Annotated in this window: 10 protein-coding genes and 2 pseudogenes; 5 read left to right on the forward strand and 7 right to left on the reverse strand. The window is 69.9% G+C overall.

Going from position 1 to position 14780, the window contains the following annotated elements; genetic code table 11:
• Positions 1-1008 precede the first annotated feature (1008 nt).
• Positions 1009-1938 carry a UTP--glucose-1-phosphate uridylyltransferase gene (locus tag QF035_RS02000; protein WP_307517709.1) on the forward strand — a complete coding sequence of 310 codons (930 nt, stop codon included), beginning with the start codon at positions 1009-1011 and terminating at the stop codon, positions 1936-1938.
• Positions 1939-1966: 28 nt separating this feature from the next.
• On the opposite strand, the gene QF035_RS02005 is transcribed toward QF035_RS02000, so the two are convergent.
• From QF035_RS02005 to QF035_RS02020, 4 genes and pseudogenes are all read right to left on the reverse strand, one after another.
• A complete protein-coding gene (locus tag QF035_RS02005; RefSeq protein ID WP_307517712.1) occupies positions 1967-2209 on the reverse strand; it encodes a hypothetical protein in 243 nt (80 codons plus the stop codon).
• Positions 2210-2401: 192 nt separating this feature from the next.
• A complete protein-coding gene (locus tag QF035_RS02010) occupies positions 2402-3637 on the reverse strand; it encodes an alpha/beta hydrolase family protein (protein WP_307517716.1) in 1236 nt (411 codons plus the stop codon).
• A 111-nt stretch (positions 3638-3748) separates the two neighbouring features.
• Complete coding sequence (locus QF035_RS02015; RefSeq protein WP_307517718.1) at positions 3749-4327, reverse strand: dihydrofolate reductase family protein; 579 nt, start codon at positions 4325-4327, stop codon at positions 3749-3751.
• A 73-nt stretch (positions 4328-4400) separates the two neighbouring features.
• Positions 4401-4715: pseudogene (locus tag QF035_RS02020) on the reverse strand (TetR/AcrR family transcriptional regulator); the annotation flags it as partial.
• 151 nt (positions 4716-4866) lie between these two features.
• Between QF035_RS02020 and QF035_RS55605 the strand changes: the two are divergent.
• Positions 4867-5791: pseudogene (locus QF035_RS55605) on the forward strand (NADP-dependent oxidoreductase).
• Positions 5792-5864: 73 nt separating this feature from the next.
• Here the strand turns inward: QF035_RS55605 and QF035_RS02035 are convergent.
• On the reverse strand, positions 5865-9128 hold the full coding sequence (locus tag QF035_RS02035; protein ID WP_307517721.1) for a BTAD domain-containing putative transcriptional regulator: 3264 nt from the start codon (positions 9126-9128) through the stop codon (positions 5865-5867).
• 202 nt (positions 9129-9330) lie between these two features.
• Between QF035_RS02035 and QF035_RS02040 the strand changes: the two genes are divergently transcribed.
• Positions 9331-10851 carry an FAD-dependent monooxygenase gene (locus tag QF035_RS02040; protein WP_307517722.1) on the forward strand — a complete coding sequence of 507 codons (1521 nt, stop codon included), beginning with the start codon at positions 9331-9333 and terminating at the stop codon, positions 10849-10851.
• A 36-nt stretch (positions 10852-10887) separates the two neighbouring features.
• Positions 10888-11550 (forward strand): GDSL-type esterase/lipase family protein, encoded by a 663-nt coding sequence (locus QF035_RS02045; protein WP_307517723.1) that lies wholly within the window; start codon positions 10888-10890, stop codon positions 11548-11550.
• Positions 11551-11661: 111 nt separating this feature from the next.
• Here QF035_RS02045 and QF035_RS02050 read toward each other — a convergent pair whose 3' ends face one another.
• Together QF035_RS02050 and QF035_RS02055 are read right to left on the reverse strand one after the other, a co-directional pair.
• On the reverse strand, positions 11662-13113 hold the full coding sequence (locus tag QF035_RS02050) for an FG-GAP repeat domain-containing protein (protein ID WP_307517724.1): 1452 nt from the start codon (positions 13111-13113) through the stop codon (positions 11662-11664).
• Positions 13114-13207: 94 nt separating this feature from the next.
• Positions 13208-13888, reverse strand: coding sequence for a hypothetical protein (locus tag QF035_RS02055; RefSeq protein ID WP_307517725.1), 681 nt, complete (start codon positions 13886-13888; stop codon positions 13208-13210).
• A 163-nt stretch (positions 13889-14051) separates the two neighbouring features.
• Here QF035_RS02055 and QF035_RS02060 point away from each other — a divergent pair, with 163 nt between their 5' ends.
• Positions 14052-14600 carry a YciI family protein gene (locus QF035_RS02060; protein ID WP_307517726.1) on the forward strand — a complete coding sequence of 183 codons (549 nt, stop codon included), beginning with the start codon at positions 14052-14054 and terminating at the stop codon, positions 14598-14600.
• Positions 14601-14780: the final 180 nt, after the last annotated feature.

Raw genomic sequence — 14780 nt, forward strand, 5'->3', positions numbered from 1 at the left:
AACGCTCGCGCTCCACACCAGGAGCAACTAAATTAAGCAATTTGACAACAATGTTGATCCACTTGACCCTCTCAAGCCGAACTGGACACTGTCAACCTTCCGAGTGAATTGGGCATTTAACGGGCGTTTGATGTTGCTTTACAGCAGTCGAATCGACCCGTTTTACCCCTTTTGCGGGCACCACTCATAGATTGAAACGGCCGGAATCTCCACACTGGCGCGACCTGTTTGCCTACTTGTACATGCCGCTGCGTACCGACATACATACGCCCTCGATCTGGCATACACACGACTGCGTTGGCCTCTGAATCCCATACCTGCCGGTAGCACCACCAGCCAGAGATTGCCGATTCGAAAGTGCAACCAGTAAAACGTGACGCAGCACGTGTCGCTGTCTCCCCGCCGAACTCGGAAAGCAGCGAGCCGAAGCACACCCAAGACACCGTTGGCCACCGCAAAGCACGCGCTACCACCACACACAGAACTCCCGCCGGAACAAGCCGCCGGGAGCTCCCCACCTCTCACACGCGTCACCAAACAGGGTTGCCGCGTCTGGGCCACAGAGATCACCAGGTCAGCAAGCTGGGATCCGAGCACGTGCGGCGGTGGAGTGTGGTGGAACCGGGAGCGCGCGTACCGACTCGATCTCGACCACCGACCGAGACCCCCTCAAGCGCCTCGGCGAGCGCTGGTCCGGCACAGGCCCCAACCCGCCGGACCGGCGCACCCAGGCCGGCGCCCTGGAATCACTGACAGCCGCCGTAGGACTACGGGGCTCGCGCTGACGCCACGCACACGTCGTCTATCGGTCGAGAACGCGTCGCCGCGCGGAGGACAGCCGGCGAGTCCTGGAGCGCGGTCTCGGAGAGACCCGGATCGGTGGACACCTACCCGCCCGCACGGACGCAGGATCTGCTGGACCTCTGACCACGGGAGCCGTGCGCGTTGGTAGCGTCGGCGTGTGCCGTGCCGGCCGGTGCGGTGTGCCGCTCGACCGGGAGAGATCTGATGTCCCCGACGATTCGCAGGGCCGTGATCCCCGCCGCCGGACTCGGCTCCCGTCTACTGCCGCTCACGAAGGCGACGCCGAAGGAGATGCTCCCGGTCGGCGACAAGCCGGTCATCGAGCACACCGTGCGCGAGCTGGTGGACTCCGGCATCACCGACATCACCATCGTCGTGTCCGGCGGCAAGAGCCTCATCCAGGACCACTTCCGCCCGAACCCCGCCCTCGTCGAACAACTCCGCGAGGACGGCAAGACGAGCTACGCGGACGCCGTGGAGGAGGTCGCGGAGCTCGCCCGCCAGGGCCACATCACCTACCTGGACCAGTACGGCCCGTACGGCAACGGCACCCCGGTGCTGAACGCCGCCCGCGCCTTCGGCAACGAGCCGGTGCTGGTGCTGTGGCCCGACGACGTCTTCGTGGCCGAGGTCCCCCGCGCCCAGCAGCTGATCCGCGCGTACGAGCAGACCGGCTGCCCCGTGCTGGCCCTGATGCCGATGGACCCCACCGACTCCCAGCGCTATGGCGTGCCCATCGTCAAGGAGGACCTCGGGGACGGCCAGCTGCGGATCACCGGCCTGGTCGAGAAGCCCGACCCCAAGGCCGCCCCGTCGTCGTACGCGGCCATCGGCGGTTACGTCGTGACCCCCGGCATCATCGACGAACTGCGCGAGCAGACACGCCGCTGGTACGAGCACAGGACCGGCGAGGTCTATCTGACCGACGCCATCAACGCCTACGCCTCCACCCGCGCGGTGTACGGCCAGGTCATCAAGGGCCGCTGGTACGACACCGGGAACCCGGCCGACTACCTCGTCGCCCAGATGGCGTTCGCCCTCTCCCACCCCGAGTACGGCCCCCTCCTGCGCGGCCTGGTCGCCGGACTCGATGCCGACCCCGCTGTCGAGAACGTGCCGGAACCCAGGATCTAGCCTGCTGTTTTGGCTCTGGTTGACGCCCTCACGGCAGCGGACCGTCCGTCGCCGCGGGCGCGCTGTGGCGGGCGCGGACGATCTCGATCACGGTGTCGGTCGTGCGGTCCAGGTAGCTGCGGCCGTCGGGCAGCAGGACGTCCGGGCTGATGTAGCTGGTCGGCCGAGGTGAGTGGCCGGGTCGAGCCGACGCACGGTGATCTTTCCAGCGCGGTCGGCACGGTTCGAGCCGCTGCGGCGGAACAGCCGCCAACGCTGAGGGAAGATCCAAGTGCCAACTCGCTCGATCCGGTCGCGCGCACTGGTGAGCTGATGCACCTGCTCGCCGTGGGTGAGGTCGTTGGCGCCCTTGTGGAACCCACCGCACGGCACGGGCGCCTCATGCGTTGCACAGCCGGTCGGCGTCATCCGAGCAGTGGCCGTACTGAACAGGCTCAGCGGGTGCGGGAGGTGGCACGGCCGCTCAGCAGACGAAGGTGACATCGGGGAGACTCGCTGAGGGACCGTCCAGAACATGGTCGTTGTGGTCTCGCAGCCAGCGGTCGAAGAACGAGGTGACACAGGTTCGGATCACCGTGACCGCACGGGTGGGGTCGATCGTGCCGATGGTCTCTTCGACGATGTCCTGGCCGAGGCCGGTCTGGGGCATGACTGCCGCGAGATCGGTGTACGTCTGGTGCCGGGAGCCGCGCAGGGTCAGGTCGCGGCGCCATCCGGTGCCGTGCGACCAGAACGCCGCCCATGACGGCTCGGTTCGCGCGTGGTCGCTGCCTTCACGGCCCATCAGGAGGAAGGGGCGGTCCAGGCCGTGGGTGGCAACGGGCGAGAGATTGGTTCCGTTGGGTTCCTGGTTGAACTCCAGGGTGCCGTCCAGGTCGATCCCGGCTCGGATCCGCCGGTCCTCGTACATGCTCTGAGCGGCGGTGAATCCGCCTCCCGACTGGCCGGCCAGGCCGACCCGGTGGGTGTCGAGCACGTCCGACAGCCCGTGCGGCAGCGTGCCGAGCCGATGCACCACGAAGCGGGCGTCGTCGACCCGGGCGCGCAACGTCTTCTCCAGCAGAGCGGGAACAGTGCCCTCACGCTGAGCCCGCGCGAATTCCTCGAGCAGAACCTCGTTCGTCTTGACCGAGCCGTCTGGAAACCGCACGCCTGGAGGCTCGTAGGTGTGGTCGACGGTGACAACGACGTAGCCGTGGCTGGCCAGTTCCTCGGCCAGCACGGTGCCCCAGGAGCGAGGGTCGCCGACACCCGGCGAATACACCACCACCGGCCGACGCCCGCCGCGTGGGTCCGCGGGCGCCTGATGGTAGGCGTGCGTTCGGGTGCCCGCCCAGTCCACCGTGCCCGACGGGATGCGATGCGGCTCCAGGGCATCGAATCGCTCAGCCGCACCGCGCTCCATGTACGGCGCGAGGCGTTGCCATCGGCGTGGTGCGAGAGCCGGATACCAGACACTGATCATCAGCTCGCGGTGACGCACCGACGGCACCCACGGGTCGGGCCGAGTACGGTCCAACAGCCGCAGTGAGACCGTACCGATCGTGCACGGTCCCGTCGGCTCGGGAAGACGGAGCCGGATCGCCGAACGGCGGGCCGGCCGGGACTGGGCCCGGGCGGCAGGCGCACCCGCCAGCGGCGACATCGCCAGAGCAGTTGCTGCCAGAAACTCGCGGCGTGGAAGAGCGAAGGATGACATGCCGTCCATCCTCGACACGACCACCGACGGGGTCACTCGTGCTACCCCCAACTGCCCTGGTTCGGGTTTCCCCCGGATACGTGCCCTTGCCCTGATCGTGCATGGACGGACTCAGGCATGCAGTGTGGGCCGGTAGATGAGCTCTTGGATGTGGCCGTCGAGCGTCCTGTGCTCGATCAGCTCCAGGTCGAAGTCGGCCGCACCCTGGAAGATCGGGGCCAGCCCGCTCTGACCGGTGATCACAGGGAAGAGCGTCACCTGGACGCGGTCGACCAGACCGGCGGCCATCAGCGCCCGGTTCATCGACAGGCTGCCGTGCGAGCGCAACGGCACCTCGGACTCCTCCTTGAGCCGGGCGACGACGTCGACGGCGTCACCGCTCACGACGTTCGCATCCGGCCAGTCGAGAGGTCCCTCCAGTGTGGTCGAGACCACCGTTGCCGGCAGGTTCCTCATCCGCGTGACCCACGGGTCACGCACCTCGGACTCCTCGGTGCTCGATGCCAGCATCTGCGCGAACTCCCGATACGTGTTGGCCCCGAAGACCATCCGCTGCTCCTCGCCGTACAGGCCGAGGCGGTGGTCGAGGAGCTCGGGACCCTGCTTGCCCCAGTAGCCGGTCCAGTCGCCGCCGGCAGCGCCGAAGCCGTCGAGGCTGCAGAAGACGTCGAACGTGTAGGTGACCGTCATGGTGCTCTCCTCAAGTGTGGTGATCGCTTGTGTGGATAGGGACTGGCGACCACGGCGAAACTCATCGCCCTTGGACGGAGCAGAAACCGTGCCAGGGGTCGTCGTCCTGCAGCGCCTCGTCGAGGGCTGCTACGCACTGGGCCAGTTGTTCGGAGAACGCCGCGGCGATCAGCGAGCCGCGCGTCGGGAAGTGCCGGTAGAGGGTGGCGGCACCCACACCTGCTCTGCGCGCGATCGCGCTGGAGGGCACGTCGGTGCCATTGAGTGCGTACGCCTCGCGGGCGGCCTGGAGGAGCCGGGCGCGGTTGTGCCTGGCGTCGGCTCTCTGTCCCGTGGCTCACGTGCCGGAGGCGGTGGAGGGCGGGTTCCGAGACGGTTGAGCAGGCATGTCTCTCACTTAACCACAAACGGAAGAGGTCGTCCGTTTAGCCGGTTGGCGTGATCTGGTGCCGCGGTGCCCCGCAGCCGGCGCTCTGCCGCAGAGGTGAGGGTTGCGAGCCCGCCTTCTGAACGACTTGTCATGTGTACGGAGGTTGTCCGTGTTTGCTGTGCAGTACCACCGCTACGGCGTCCCCGAGGTCCTCGGAGTGGAGGAGGCTGATGAGCCCACGCCGGTCCCGGTCAGGTTCGCATCGCGGTGCGTGCCACCGGTGTCACCCCTGCTGACTCCTACCTGCGCTCAGGGATACTGCAGGACATCGTCTCCCTGGACTTCCCCCACATCCCCGGCCTGGATGCCGCGGGGATCGTCGCCGAGTTGGGCGAGGGGGTGACCGGCACCGCCGTAGGAGACGCGGTCTTCGGTCTCGTCCCCTTCACGGATCTGGGAGGGCCGCGGCCCAGTACGCCGTGTTGGAGGCGTGGGCACCCAAGCCTCGGTCATGGTCTTTCGAGGAAGCCGGTGGCGCCGCGGGCAACATCGACACGGCCACGCGCGTACTGGACGCCTTGGAAGCCACCGAGGGCATGACCTTCCTGATCGATGGTGCCGCAGGAGGCGTCGGCACCATCGCCGCGCAACTCGCCCACGCCCGCGGCCTCTTCGTCATCGGCACCGCGAGCGAACCCAACCACGGCTTCCTCGACCAACTCGGCGTCCTACCGGTCGCCTACGGGCCCGGTCTGGCCGATCGCCTTGCCCCGCCGGCTCCGCACGGTGTCGACGTGGTTCTGGACGCGGCCGGGAAGGGCTCCCTTGCCGAACTGGTGGCCATCGCCGGAGACCCGTACCGCGTCGTGACGATCGCAGACTTCGACGCCGATCGGCACGGAGTGCGGTTCTCCCGCTCCGGAACAGGTGAGCCGACAGGCTGGGCGGGACTTCCGTTGGCGGCCGACCTTGCCGATCACGGCCGCCTCAACGTCCCGCTGCACGCCGTGTTCCCGCTGAAGGAGGCCTCCACAGCGAACGAGGTCAGCGCCAACGGCCACGCGCGCGGCAAGATCGTCATCACCGTGCCCTGACCCGGCGGACGATCCGGCCCGCACCCACTGGACGGCGCTCCCCCGCCGACGCGCTTCGCCCTGCCCGGCCAAATCAGTCGGGATCCAGGTGAGCCGTCCCAAGTTCCGGGGACAGCCGGGCCGGATCCACTTCCGTCACGGCGGTCTTCGCGTCCAGTTCCCAACCCTTCCCGTACGCCGCGGCGAAGGCTTCCTCGCCCAGCGCGGCCCGCCCCCGGCGGGTGAGGTGGCGAACCTGGCGATCGGTGCGGTCGTGGGCGCCGCGCAGCCGGGAGGCGGCGCCGAGCAGGACGGCGGTCTCGTGGTGCCGACCGTGCGCCTCGGCGAGCGCGGCCGTGTTGACCGCGACCAGCGACAGGATCGGCAGGTCCCGGGTCTCCAGCGCCGCCGCGTACGCCTTCGCCAGCGCCCTCGCCGCACCGGCCAAGTCGCCCGTCACCAGGCAGAGCGAGGCGCGTGCGCTGCCGACCAGCGTCCGCCCGTGGTCACCGGGGAACGGGGGGTCGCCGTGCAGGCCCCTTTCAGCTCTGTCGAGCAGTTCCCGTGCCCGGTCCAGGTCGCCGAGCCGCACCCACAGGACGGCCTCCCACGCGTCGACCAGAAGCAGCATCTCCCGCGAGTCAGCGCGCAGCGCCCGCTCCCGGGCAGAGTCGATCATCGCGATCACCAGGTCTGTATCGCCGCGCCGCAGGTGCAGGTCGATCCAGCGCAGGTCGCCGAACACCTCGTCGCCGAGGCTGAGCGAGCCGAACTCACCTGCCAGCGACCGGGCTTCGCGCAGGTCGGCCAACGCGCCGTCGAGGTCGTCGTCGTACTGCCTCAACTGGGCACGCAACGGCAGCACGTTGGCCTGGCCCCAGCGGTCGCCGACCTGCCAGAAACAGACCAGGGCCGCTTCGACGTCGGTGCGCATCCCGTCGAGCTCGCCCGCGTTCTCGGCGAACTGGGCCCGGAACATGCGGGCCAGCCCGGACAGCCACACGTCGTCGCTGTCGGCCAGGCGCTCGACAAGCGCGGGCGTGGTCCTCTCCCCCTGCAGGAACGCCAGCGGGAGCGCGGCGAGCGCGCCGTACGGGCCGGGCAGCTCCGGGTACGAGAGCAACCGGTCGGCCAGCTCTCGCAGCTCGGCCTGGTCGCCGCTGGCGGCATCATCAGCGGTTGTCCCCTGCCAGGCGTCGACCTGGTTGAGCAGGCGGATCGCGCGGGCGCAGTCTCGGTCGGGCGTCGGCTCTCCGCCTGGCACCGACAGAGCCTCGCCCAGCCAGTAGGCCGCGTCGGACTGCCGGTCGAACATCTGCCAGTACCAGGTCAGGTTCAGGGCGAGGGCGACCGCACCGGGAGCGTCACCGGTGTCGCACCGCCGACGCAGGGCCGCGAGCGTGTTGTCGTACTCGGTGCCGATGACTCGTATGGCCGCGAGCTGGCCGGACCCACGCAGCTGCGGGTCGTGGCGGGCCATCAGCTCGGCGAAGTGGCCGGCGGCCAGATCGCGTGCGGTGCCGAGGTCGCCCATCTCGGTCAAGCGGTCGGTGCCGTACTCGCGCAGCGTCTCCAGCATGCGGTAGCGGCCCGGGGCGGACGCGAGCTGCAGCAGCGAGCGGTCGACCAGGCCGGCGAGCAGCTCGGGGATTTCGGCGGCCGGCACTGCGGTGTCGGCGCAGACCGCGGTGGCCGAGGCGGGCGTGACGCCGCCGGGCAGGATCGAAATGCGTTCGGCGACCGTACGTTCGTGCACGCTCAGCAGGTCCCAGCTCCAGGCGATGACCGCGCGCAATGTGCGGTGCCGGGGCAGCGCGGTGCGGTTGCCGGTGCTGAGCAGCCGGAACCGGTCGGAGAGCCCGTCGGCGAGTTCGGGCAGGGACAGCGTCCGCAGTCGGGCCGCGGCCAGTTCGAGTGCCAGTGGCATGCCGTCCAGGCTGCGGACCACCCGCCGGATCTCGGGCAGTGTCGTCTCGTCGGCCTCGAAGCCGGGGCGTACGGCCGCGGCTCGCTCGCTGAACAGGCGTACCGATGCCGCCCGTCGGGCCTGTTCGACGCCGTCGTCCGGGCCGGGCAGGGCGAGCGGGCCGAGAGGCACGAGTGACTCGCCGTCGACCGCGAGGGGTTCGCGGCTGGTGGCGAGCACGCGCAGCCCGGCGCAGCGGGACAGCAGTGCCGCGACCAGGTGGGCCACGGCGTCGATCAGGTGCTCGCAGTTGTCGACCAGCAACAGGCTCTCCCGGCCGCCGAGTTGGTCGACGAGTACGTCCAGTTCGTCGCCCTCCACTCGCGTCCGGGCCTCGAACATCACGCCGCCGCGCAGCCCGATCCCGGCGAGCAGGGCCGCGCCGACCTTGGCCGGCTCGGTCACCGAGGCGAGATCGATCATCCACGCGCCGTCGCGGTACTCGTGGCGGTGGTGGCGGGCGGCCTCGACGGCGAGCCGGGTCTTGCCGGCGCCGCCGGGACCGAGCACGGTGACCAGGCGCCCGGCGGCGAGCAGCGTGTCGATCCTGGCGAGGTCGTCGTCGCGCCCGATGAAGCTGGTCAACGGGGCGGGCAGGTTGCTCGGCCTGGTCTGCCAGGCGTCGGTGTCCGGGGCGGGCCGCTCCGCGCGCAGCAGGCTCAGGTGGCGCTCGCGCAGGGCGGCGCCCGGGTCGGTGCCGAGGTCGCCGGCCAGACTTTCGCGGATCCGCTCGTACAGGGCCAGGGCATCGGCCTGGCGACCTTGGGCGGCGAGCGCGTCCATGAGCAGCGCGGCCGCCCGCTCGTGGACGGGGTGCTCGGCGAGCAGTGCGGTCAGGCGGGCGGCGGCCGCATCGGCGCGGCCGAGGGACAGTTCGGCGTCGGCGAGGTCGGCGACCGCCTCGACCGAGGCGTGGGCCAGCCGGGTCGCGGTGGCAGGCGCCACCGCGACGATGAGCGAGGGCTCAGCGCCGGGACGGTCGCCCCACAGCGCCACGGCTTCGCCGAGTACGGCCGCCGCGGCGCTGGGGTCGCCGGCGCGCAGGCGGTCACGGCCGGTGGCGGCGAGTCGCTCGAACCGCAGTGCGTCCACGTCGGCCGCGTCCACGTCCAGCCGGTAGCCGCCCGCGATCTGCGCGACACAGTCGGCCGAGCCGAAGGTCCGGCGCAGCCGCGAGACAAGGGCCTGCAGAGCGTGGGCGGGGCCGGCCGGCGGATCCTCGGCCCAGATCGCGTCCACCAGGACGCCTTGCGGGACCGTACGACCGCCGGCGAGCGCCAGCCGCACGGCCAGACCCTGCAACCGCGCGCCGGCAACGGGCAGGACAGTGTCGCCGCGAGACGCCTGAAAGGCGCCGAGCAGCGTGATGCGAAGCCGCGCATCCCCATCCATCCCCCGATCTTCGCGCGGGCACCCTCGATCCCCAAATCAGGACAGCGGTGCCTGACTTCCCTGTCCACGCCAGTACCGGAAGGCACCGGACGGGAGTGTCAGCGCCATGTGCCCCCATGTCAGCGCCGTGTGTGCCCCGTGTGAGCGGCTGGCGTCAGTCTTTGCGTGCCTCGGACAGCAGAGGCTTCGGAAGGGGAGTTTCGTGCATGACGTAGTGATTGTGGGCGCCGGCCCGGTTGGTCTTTTCCTTGCCTGCGAGCTTGGCCTCGCGGGCTGCTCTGTCCTGGTGCTCGAGCGGGCGCCGGAACTCCGCTCCCCGTGGAAGGCGGACCCGCTCGGGATGCGGGGCCTGTCCGCCGCGTCGGTCGAGGCGTTCTACCGCCGCGAGATGCTTCACCCGCTGCTGAGAGCGTCGGGCGTCCACGACGGTCCCGCCGCGAACCCCGACACGGACGAGCCGTCACCACCTCGGGGCGTGGGCCACTTCGCAGGCATGATGCTCGATCCGGCCCAGGTCGACGTCACTGCCCTGCCGTTCCGGCTTGCCGGCCCGGCATCGGAGGGAGTGATGACGAGCCTCGAAGCCGTCGAGACGGTGCTGTCCGAGCGGGCGTCCAAGCTCGGCGTGGAGGTCAGGCGGGGCGTCACGGTCTCAGCCGTCGCGCAGGACGGCGAGAGCGTGGTCGTGCAAGCAGGCTGGCACGAGTACGCCGCGCGCTGGGTCGTCGGCTGCGACGGTGGACGCAGCACGGTGCGTGGGCTCGCGGGCTTCGAATTCGTCGGCACCGAGCCGCAGTTCACCGGCTACGTCCTGCTCGCGCCCATCGCCGATCCCGAGAAGCTGCACCCCGGGTTCAACCTGACGCCGACAGGCATGTACCTCCGGACGCCCGCGGAGGAGTACATCGGCATGCTGGAGTTCGACGGCGGCGCGTTCGACCGCTCGCAGCGGCCGACTCGCGAACATCTCCAGGCAGTTCTGCGCCGTGTGTCCGGCACCGACGTGACGCTGACCGACGTCCATCTCGCTTCGAGCTTCACCGATCGGGCGATGCAGACGACGACGTACCGGCAGGGGCGCGTCCTGCTCGCGGGCGACTCCGCTCACATCCACTCCCCCCTTGGCGCGCAGGGACTCAATCTCGGCCTCGGCGACGCCATGAACCTGGGATGGAAGCTCGCGGCGACCGTGCACGGGCACGCACCGGACGGGCTTCTCGACACCTACACCCGCGAGCGCCATCCGATCGGCGCGGGCGTGCTCGACTGGACGCGCGCCCAGGCCGCGGCCATGAAGCCGGACCCGCATGCCCAGGCGGTCCAAGGAGTGCTGCGCGACCTGCTCGGGACCCGAGACGGAACGACCTACGTGTTCAAGAAGACATCGGGATCGTCGAACCGCTACGACCTCGGCAGTGAGCACCCGCTGGTCGGCCGCAACGCCCCGGACCTCCGTCTCGAGGACGGCACTCGGCTCGGCGACCTGATGCAGGACGGGCGAGGCGTCGCGCTCAACTTCAGCATCGCCCGATCCCTACACGGTTCGGCGATGGGATGGGAGAGCCGGATCCGGTACGTGGCCGGTCCGGCGCGGAACGACCTCGGGCTGGGTGCCGTGCTGGTCCGACCTGACGGCACCGTCGCCTGGGCAGGTGATCGTGACCCTGACCGTGAAGCGTTCGAGCAGGCCGCCGGCCATTGGTTCGGCGCACCGCAAGTCTGAACCAGCCACCCCGACAACCGAGTTACAGGAGCACACATGACAATCACCATCCGCCCGGGAAGCACAGTGATGTTCGCCGGCGATTCGATCACCGACTGCCAACGGCTGGAGAGCGAGGAGCATCTTGGGTTCGGCTATCCGCTGCGCGTCGCGGGCGAGTGGGGATTCCGGCACCCGGACCGGGACGTGACGTGGCTGAACTCCGGCATCGCGGGCGACAAGGTGATGGACCTCGAAGCCCGCTGGCAGGCGGACGTCCTCGACGCGCGCCCGGACGTGGTGTCGATCCTCGTCGGCGGAAACGATGTCGGCTGGCACTCGTACGACCCGGACGGCTACGTGATCCCCGCGGAGGACTTCGCGGCAGGGTACGACCGCCTGCTCGCGCCCCTGGCCGAGGCCGGCGTCGATCTGATCCTCGTCGAGCCGTTCCTGCTGCCGATTCGCGGCGTTGTCGAGGTCGGCGACATGCACCTCGGCGAAGAGGTCCGAAGGGAGTGGCGGGCCGACCTGGACCCGAAGATCCAGGTCGTGCGCGAGCTGGCCCGCAAGTACGGCGCGCATCTGCTCGCCGCCGACGGCATGTTCGCCGAGCTCGCCGCGACGACCGGACCGGAGTACTGGGCCGCGGACGGCGTGCACCCGACGCCGGCCGGTCACGCCGCACTCGCGGCGGCCTGGCTGCGGCTGGTCGCGTGACCGGGCCTCGCGATCGCCCGCGACGGCGGTGGCACCGGGGACACCAGCCACACCGGTGACCGCGAGGAGCTTCACCGACCGGGACGTCGACGATGCGGCGGACGGAGGTAGTCAGTTCTCGCCGAAGTCCTTCGTCTTGATGAAGCGGTGGTCCGTTTTCGACGGTCCGTCCTTCGTTCCGCGCAGGATCCAGTAACCGGCGTCCTTGCGGGGCTTGTTGAAGCCGAACGTGCCGATGAGCAGCTCGTCGCGGCCATCGGTGTCGAGGTCGGCGATGTGCAGGTCCCAGCCGAAGAAGTCGCGGTCCCCTTCGTGCTCCGGGGAACCGCCGAGGCCGATCGTGTACCGGTCGATCTTGACGGTACGGGCCGGGTCGAGCCCGTCCTTGCCGCCGAGGACCACCGCCACCTCGCCGATGCGGCGATCGACGCCCGGCGACTGGGTGGCGATGTCGTCGTAGCCGTCGCCGTTGACATCGCCGACCGCGGCGGCGCTGACGACACCCAGCTTCCCCAGATCGCCGGCGGCCCTGCCCCGGCCCGGGCCCTCACCGCTTCCGTAGACGGCGACGGCTTCGCTGAAGCCCACCTGGGCGAGGATGTCGGCGTGTCCGTCGCCGTCGAAGTCCCCGGCGGCCACGGGCTTGCCGACGGGGGCCTGGCTGTCGGCCTGGTTCGTGATGCCGGGTACGGCCCCCGCGGGCTTCAGTCCCTGGGGCGTACCCCGGTAGAACACGGCGTCGATGACGTCTTCCGGCATGTCGTCGTCCTCGAAGCGGACATCCTCCTCGTCGTACTCGGACTTGGCGACCAGGTCGTCCCGGCCGTCGCCGTCGAAGTCGCCGACGACGGCGTGGGCCACGGACACCCACCCCTGTTGGCCCACATCGATGGTCGAAGTGGTGCGGGGCGCCCCGCCGTCACGGCTGAGCGGGCCGTACAGGACGGTGGCGGGCTGCGGCTTGCGGTCGTACTCGCTGCCGGGCTCCGCGAGGGTCAGCAGGTCCAGAGCCCCGTCGCCGTCGAAGTCCCCTGCTGCGGTGGCCGGGAGGACGTCGGCGGGCAGCTTGGTGACTCCCGCGAGGCCGTCGGGGTCGCCCCACACAATGCGCTGGTCGGGCGTGTACTTCCCGCTGGGGTGGCTCAGCAGGTTGCGTACGACGACATCGGCGTGGCCGTCGTCATCGAGATCCCCGGTGAACTGGGTCGACCGGTCGTAGGTGATCGGCGAGCTGGTGACCCGGGGGTCGGGCTTGGCGTAGCGCTCCGCGAGGCGGAAGGCATCGCCCGGCTTCGGGCCGCCGGGTGCGGCGAGGACGACGAAGCGGTTGTTGTGCCAGTCGCCCCCCGGCTTGGGCTCCTTGTACCAGCCGTTGACGACCGCGTCCGGGTGCCCGTCGCCGTTCACGTCGTCCCGGTTGACCTCGCCGTCGTCCCGCTGGGCGGGGGAAGGGGGCACCGGCGCCGACTTCCCGTCATCGCCCGAGCAGCCCGCGAACAGCAGGGTCGTCACGCAGAGGCAGACCAGGGCGACAGCAGGGCGGCGGGTACGGCGGCGGGGCATGGCGCAAGTCTGCGAGACGCAGCTCACGGGCCCGTAACGACGGGGTCAGGGTCGGATTCCGGTCAGGAACAGAACCGTCGGCGCAGCACTGACGTCAGGGGGCGGTGAACGCGTCAGCGGTCACGTCGCGTTCGAGGCTCGCCCCCTGGAAGCCGTACGTACCGATGTCCGAGACCTTGATCAGGAGGCAGTAGTGGTCGACCGCGCCCAGGGTGTCTGCCACTTGGTGGTAGTTCCTTCTGAGGAAGTGGATCGCGGCCTGGTTGGCCAGGGAGCTCTGGCCACAGACCAGCATGACCGGACGAGTCGCCTGCGGTGGCCTGAACTTGGCCACCAGGGCGTACTCCACCTCGTTCTTCCGGTAGGGGTAGCGTCGGCCGCCGACGTCGAACGCCACCGACTCCGGACCTTGACCGTACGGCTGGATGCTGACGCCGGGCAGGTGGGCCGCGAGGTGGCCGCCCGTGCGGAGGTTGGCCTCGCCGAGCGGACCGCCGATACAGAACTCCGTACGGTCGTTGTTGATGCCGCGGAAGTCCTCGCTGGACTCGGTCTCGACGTCACAGCCGAGTTGGCCGGCCAGGGTCGCGACCTCGATCATGGCGCGGATTTCCTTGTGCGTGGTGACGCCCCGCGTGTTGTGTTTGTTGCCGATGACGATGAAGCAGGTCTCCCCCGGGACGAGGCCGAAGAAGTCCGCTTTGCGGCGCAGCCGGCCGGTGCGCTTGCCGCGCTCCCAGAGCCAGACGAACCCACCACCGATGAGGCTGGTCACCAGACCGACCAGCACATTGACGACTACGGAAAAGATCGCCGCCCCCTCAGGCCCCCGCCGCGCACAGCAGTTCCGCGCGCATCGAACGCCTGATCCTCCATGACGGGCCCTGCCTGTGACAACCGGATCCTGCCCGAACGACGGATGGTGAAGAGTGTGGGGCATGGAGTTCTTCTGCTACCACCGCGATCGGCCCAACTCCGTGGCTCTGCGTCACGAGTTGCTGGAGGAGCACTGGTCCTACATGGACCGGTTCGACAAGGAGATGATCGCCCGCGGCCCGACCCTCACCGGGGACGACGCACCCACCGGCAGCGTGCACATCGTGGACCTGCCGGAACTTGCCGCCGCCCGCGCGTTCGCCTTTGACGAGCCCGGCTACCAGGCCGGTGTGTACCGGGACGTGCTGCTGCGCCGGTGGCGCAACCTGCTGGGGCGCACCATGTGGGACTTCCCCGGTGGCAGGACCGGCGGCAACCGGTACCTGGTGCTCGGCCTTGGCTCGGGGCAGGGCGCCGACCTCGCCGTACCGCAGGACCGGGATGACGAACTCATCGCGTACGGGCCGCTGTTGTCCGACGACGGCACCACCTGGCTGGGTACGGCGGTGCTGCTCCGGGCACCGGACCCGGACACGGCCCGCACCGTCCTGACCCCGGGCCCGTACGCCGGCATCGAGGTCCACAACTGGCAGTTCGGCGGACGGTCGTAGCGAACTGAGCACGCGGCGAAAGGCGTCGAGGCGCACTGGCGCACTCAATCCCCAAAGGGCCCTCGACACAACGGAGTTGGGGCCTCACCATGGTGCCCCATCGGTCCCGTCGACGGATGGGGCACGCCGCACTGGGGGTGGCTGTGGGGTACGAACGATTGCCGCGCGAGTACCGGATGA

The sequence above is a fragment of the Streptomyces umbrinus genome, assembly GCF_030817415.1.
GTDB classification, from domain to species: domain Bacteria; phylum Actinomycetota; class Actinomycetes; order Streptomycetales; family Streptomycetaceae; genus Streptomyces; species Streptomyces umbrinus_A.

Excerpts from the sequence above, each read along its gene's own strand:
- QF035_RS02000 (WP_307517709.1), top strand. The coding sequence starts at position 1,009 with ATGTCCCCGACGATTCGCAGGGCCGTGATCCCCGCCGCCGGACTCGGC.
- QF035_RS02010 (WP_307517716.1), bottom strand. The coding sequence starts at position 3,637 with ATGTCATCCTTCGCTCTTCCACGCCGCGAGTTTCTGGCAGCAACTGCT.
- QF035_RS02015 (WP_307517718.1), bottom strand. The coding sequence starts at position 4,327 with ATGACGGTCACCTACACGTTCGACGTCTTCTGCAGCCTCGACGGCTTC.
- QF035_RS02035 (WP_307517721.1), bottom strand. The coding sequence starts at position 9,128 with ATGGATGGGGATGCGCGGCTTCGCATCACGCTGCTCGGCGCCTTTCAG.
- QF035_RS02045 (WP_307517723.1), top strand. The coding sequence starts at position 10,888 with ATGACAATCACCATCCGCCCGGGAAGCACAGTGATGTTCGCCGGCGAT.
- QF035_RS02050 (WP_307517724.1), bottom strand. The coding sequence starts at position 13,113 with ATGCCCCGCCGCCGTACCCGCCGCCCTGCTGTCGCCCTGGTCTGCCTC.
- QF035_RS02060 (WP_307517726.1), top strand. The coding sequence starts at position 14,052 with ATGGAGTTCTTCTGCTACCACCGCGATCGGCCCAACTCCGTGGCTCTG.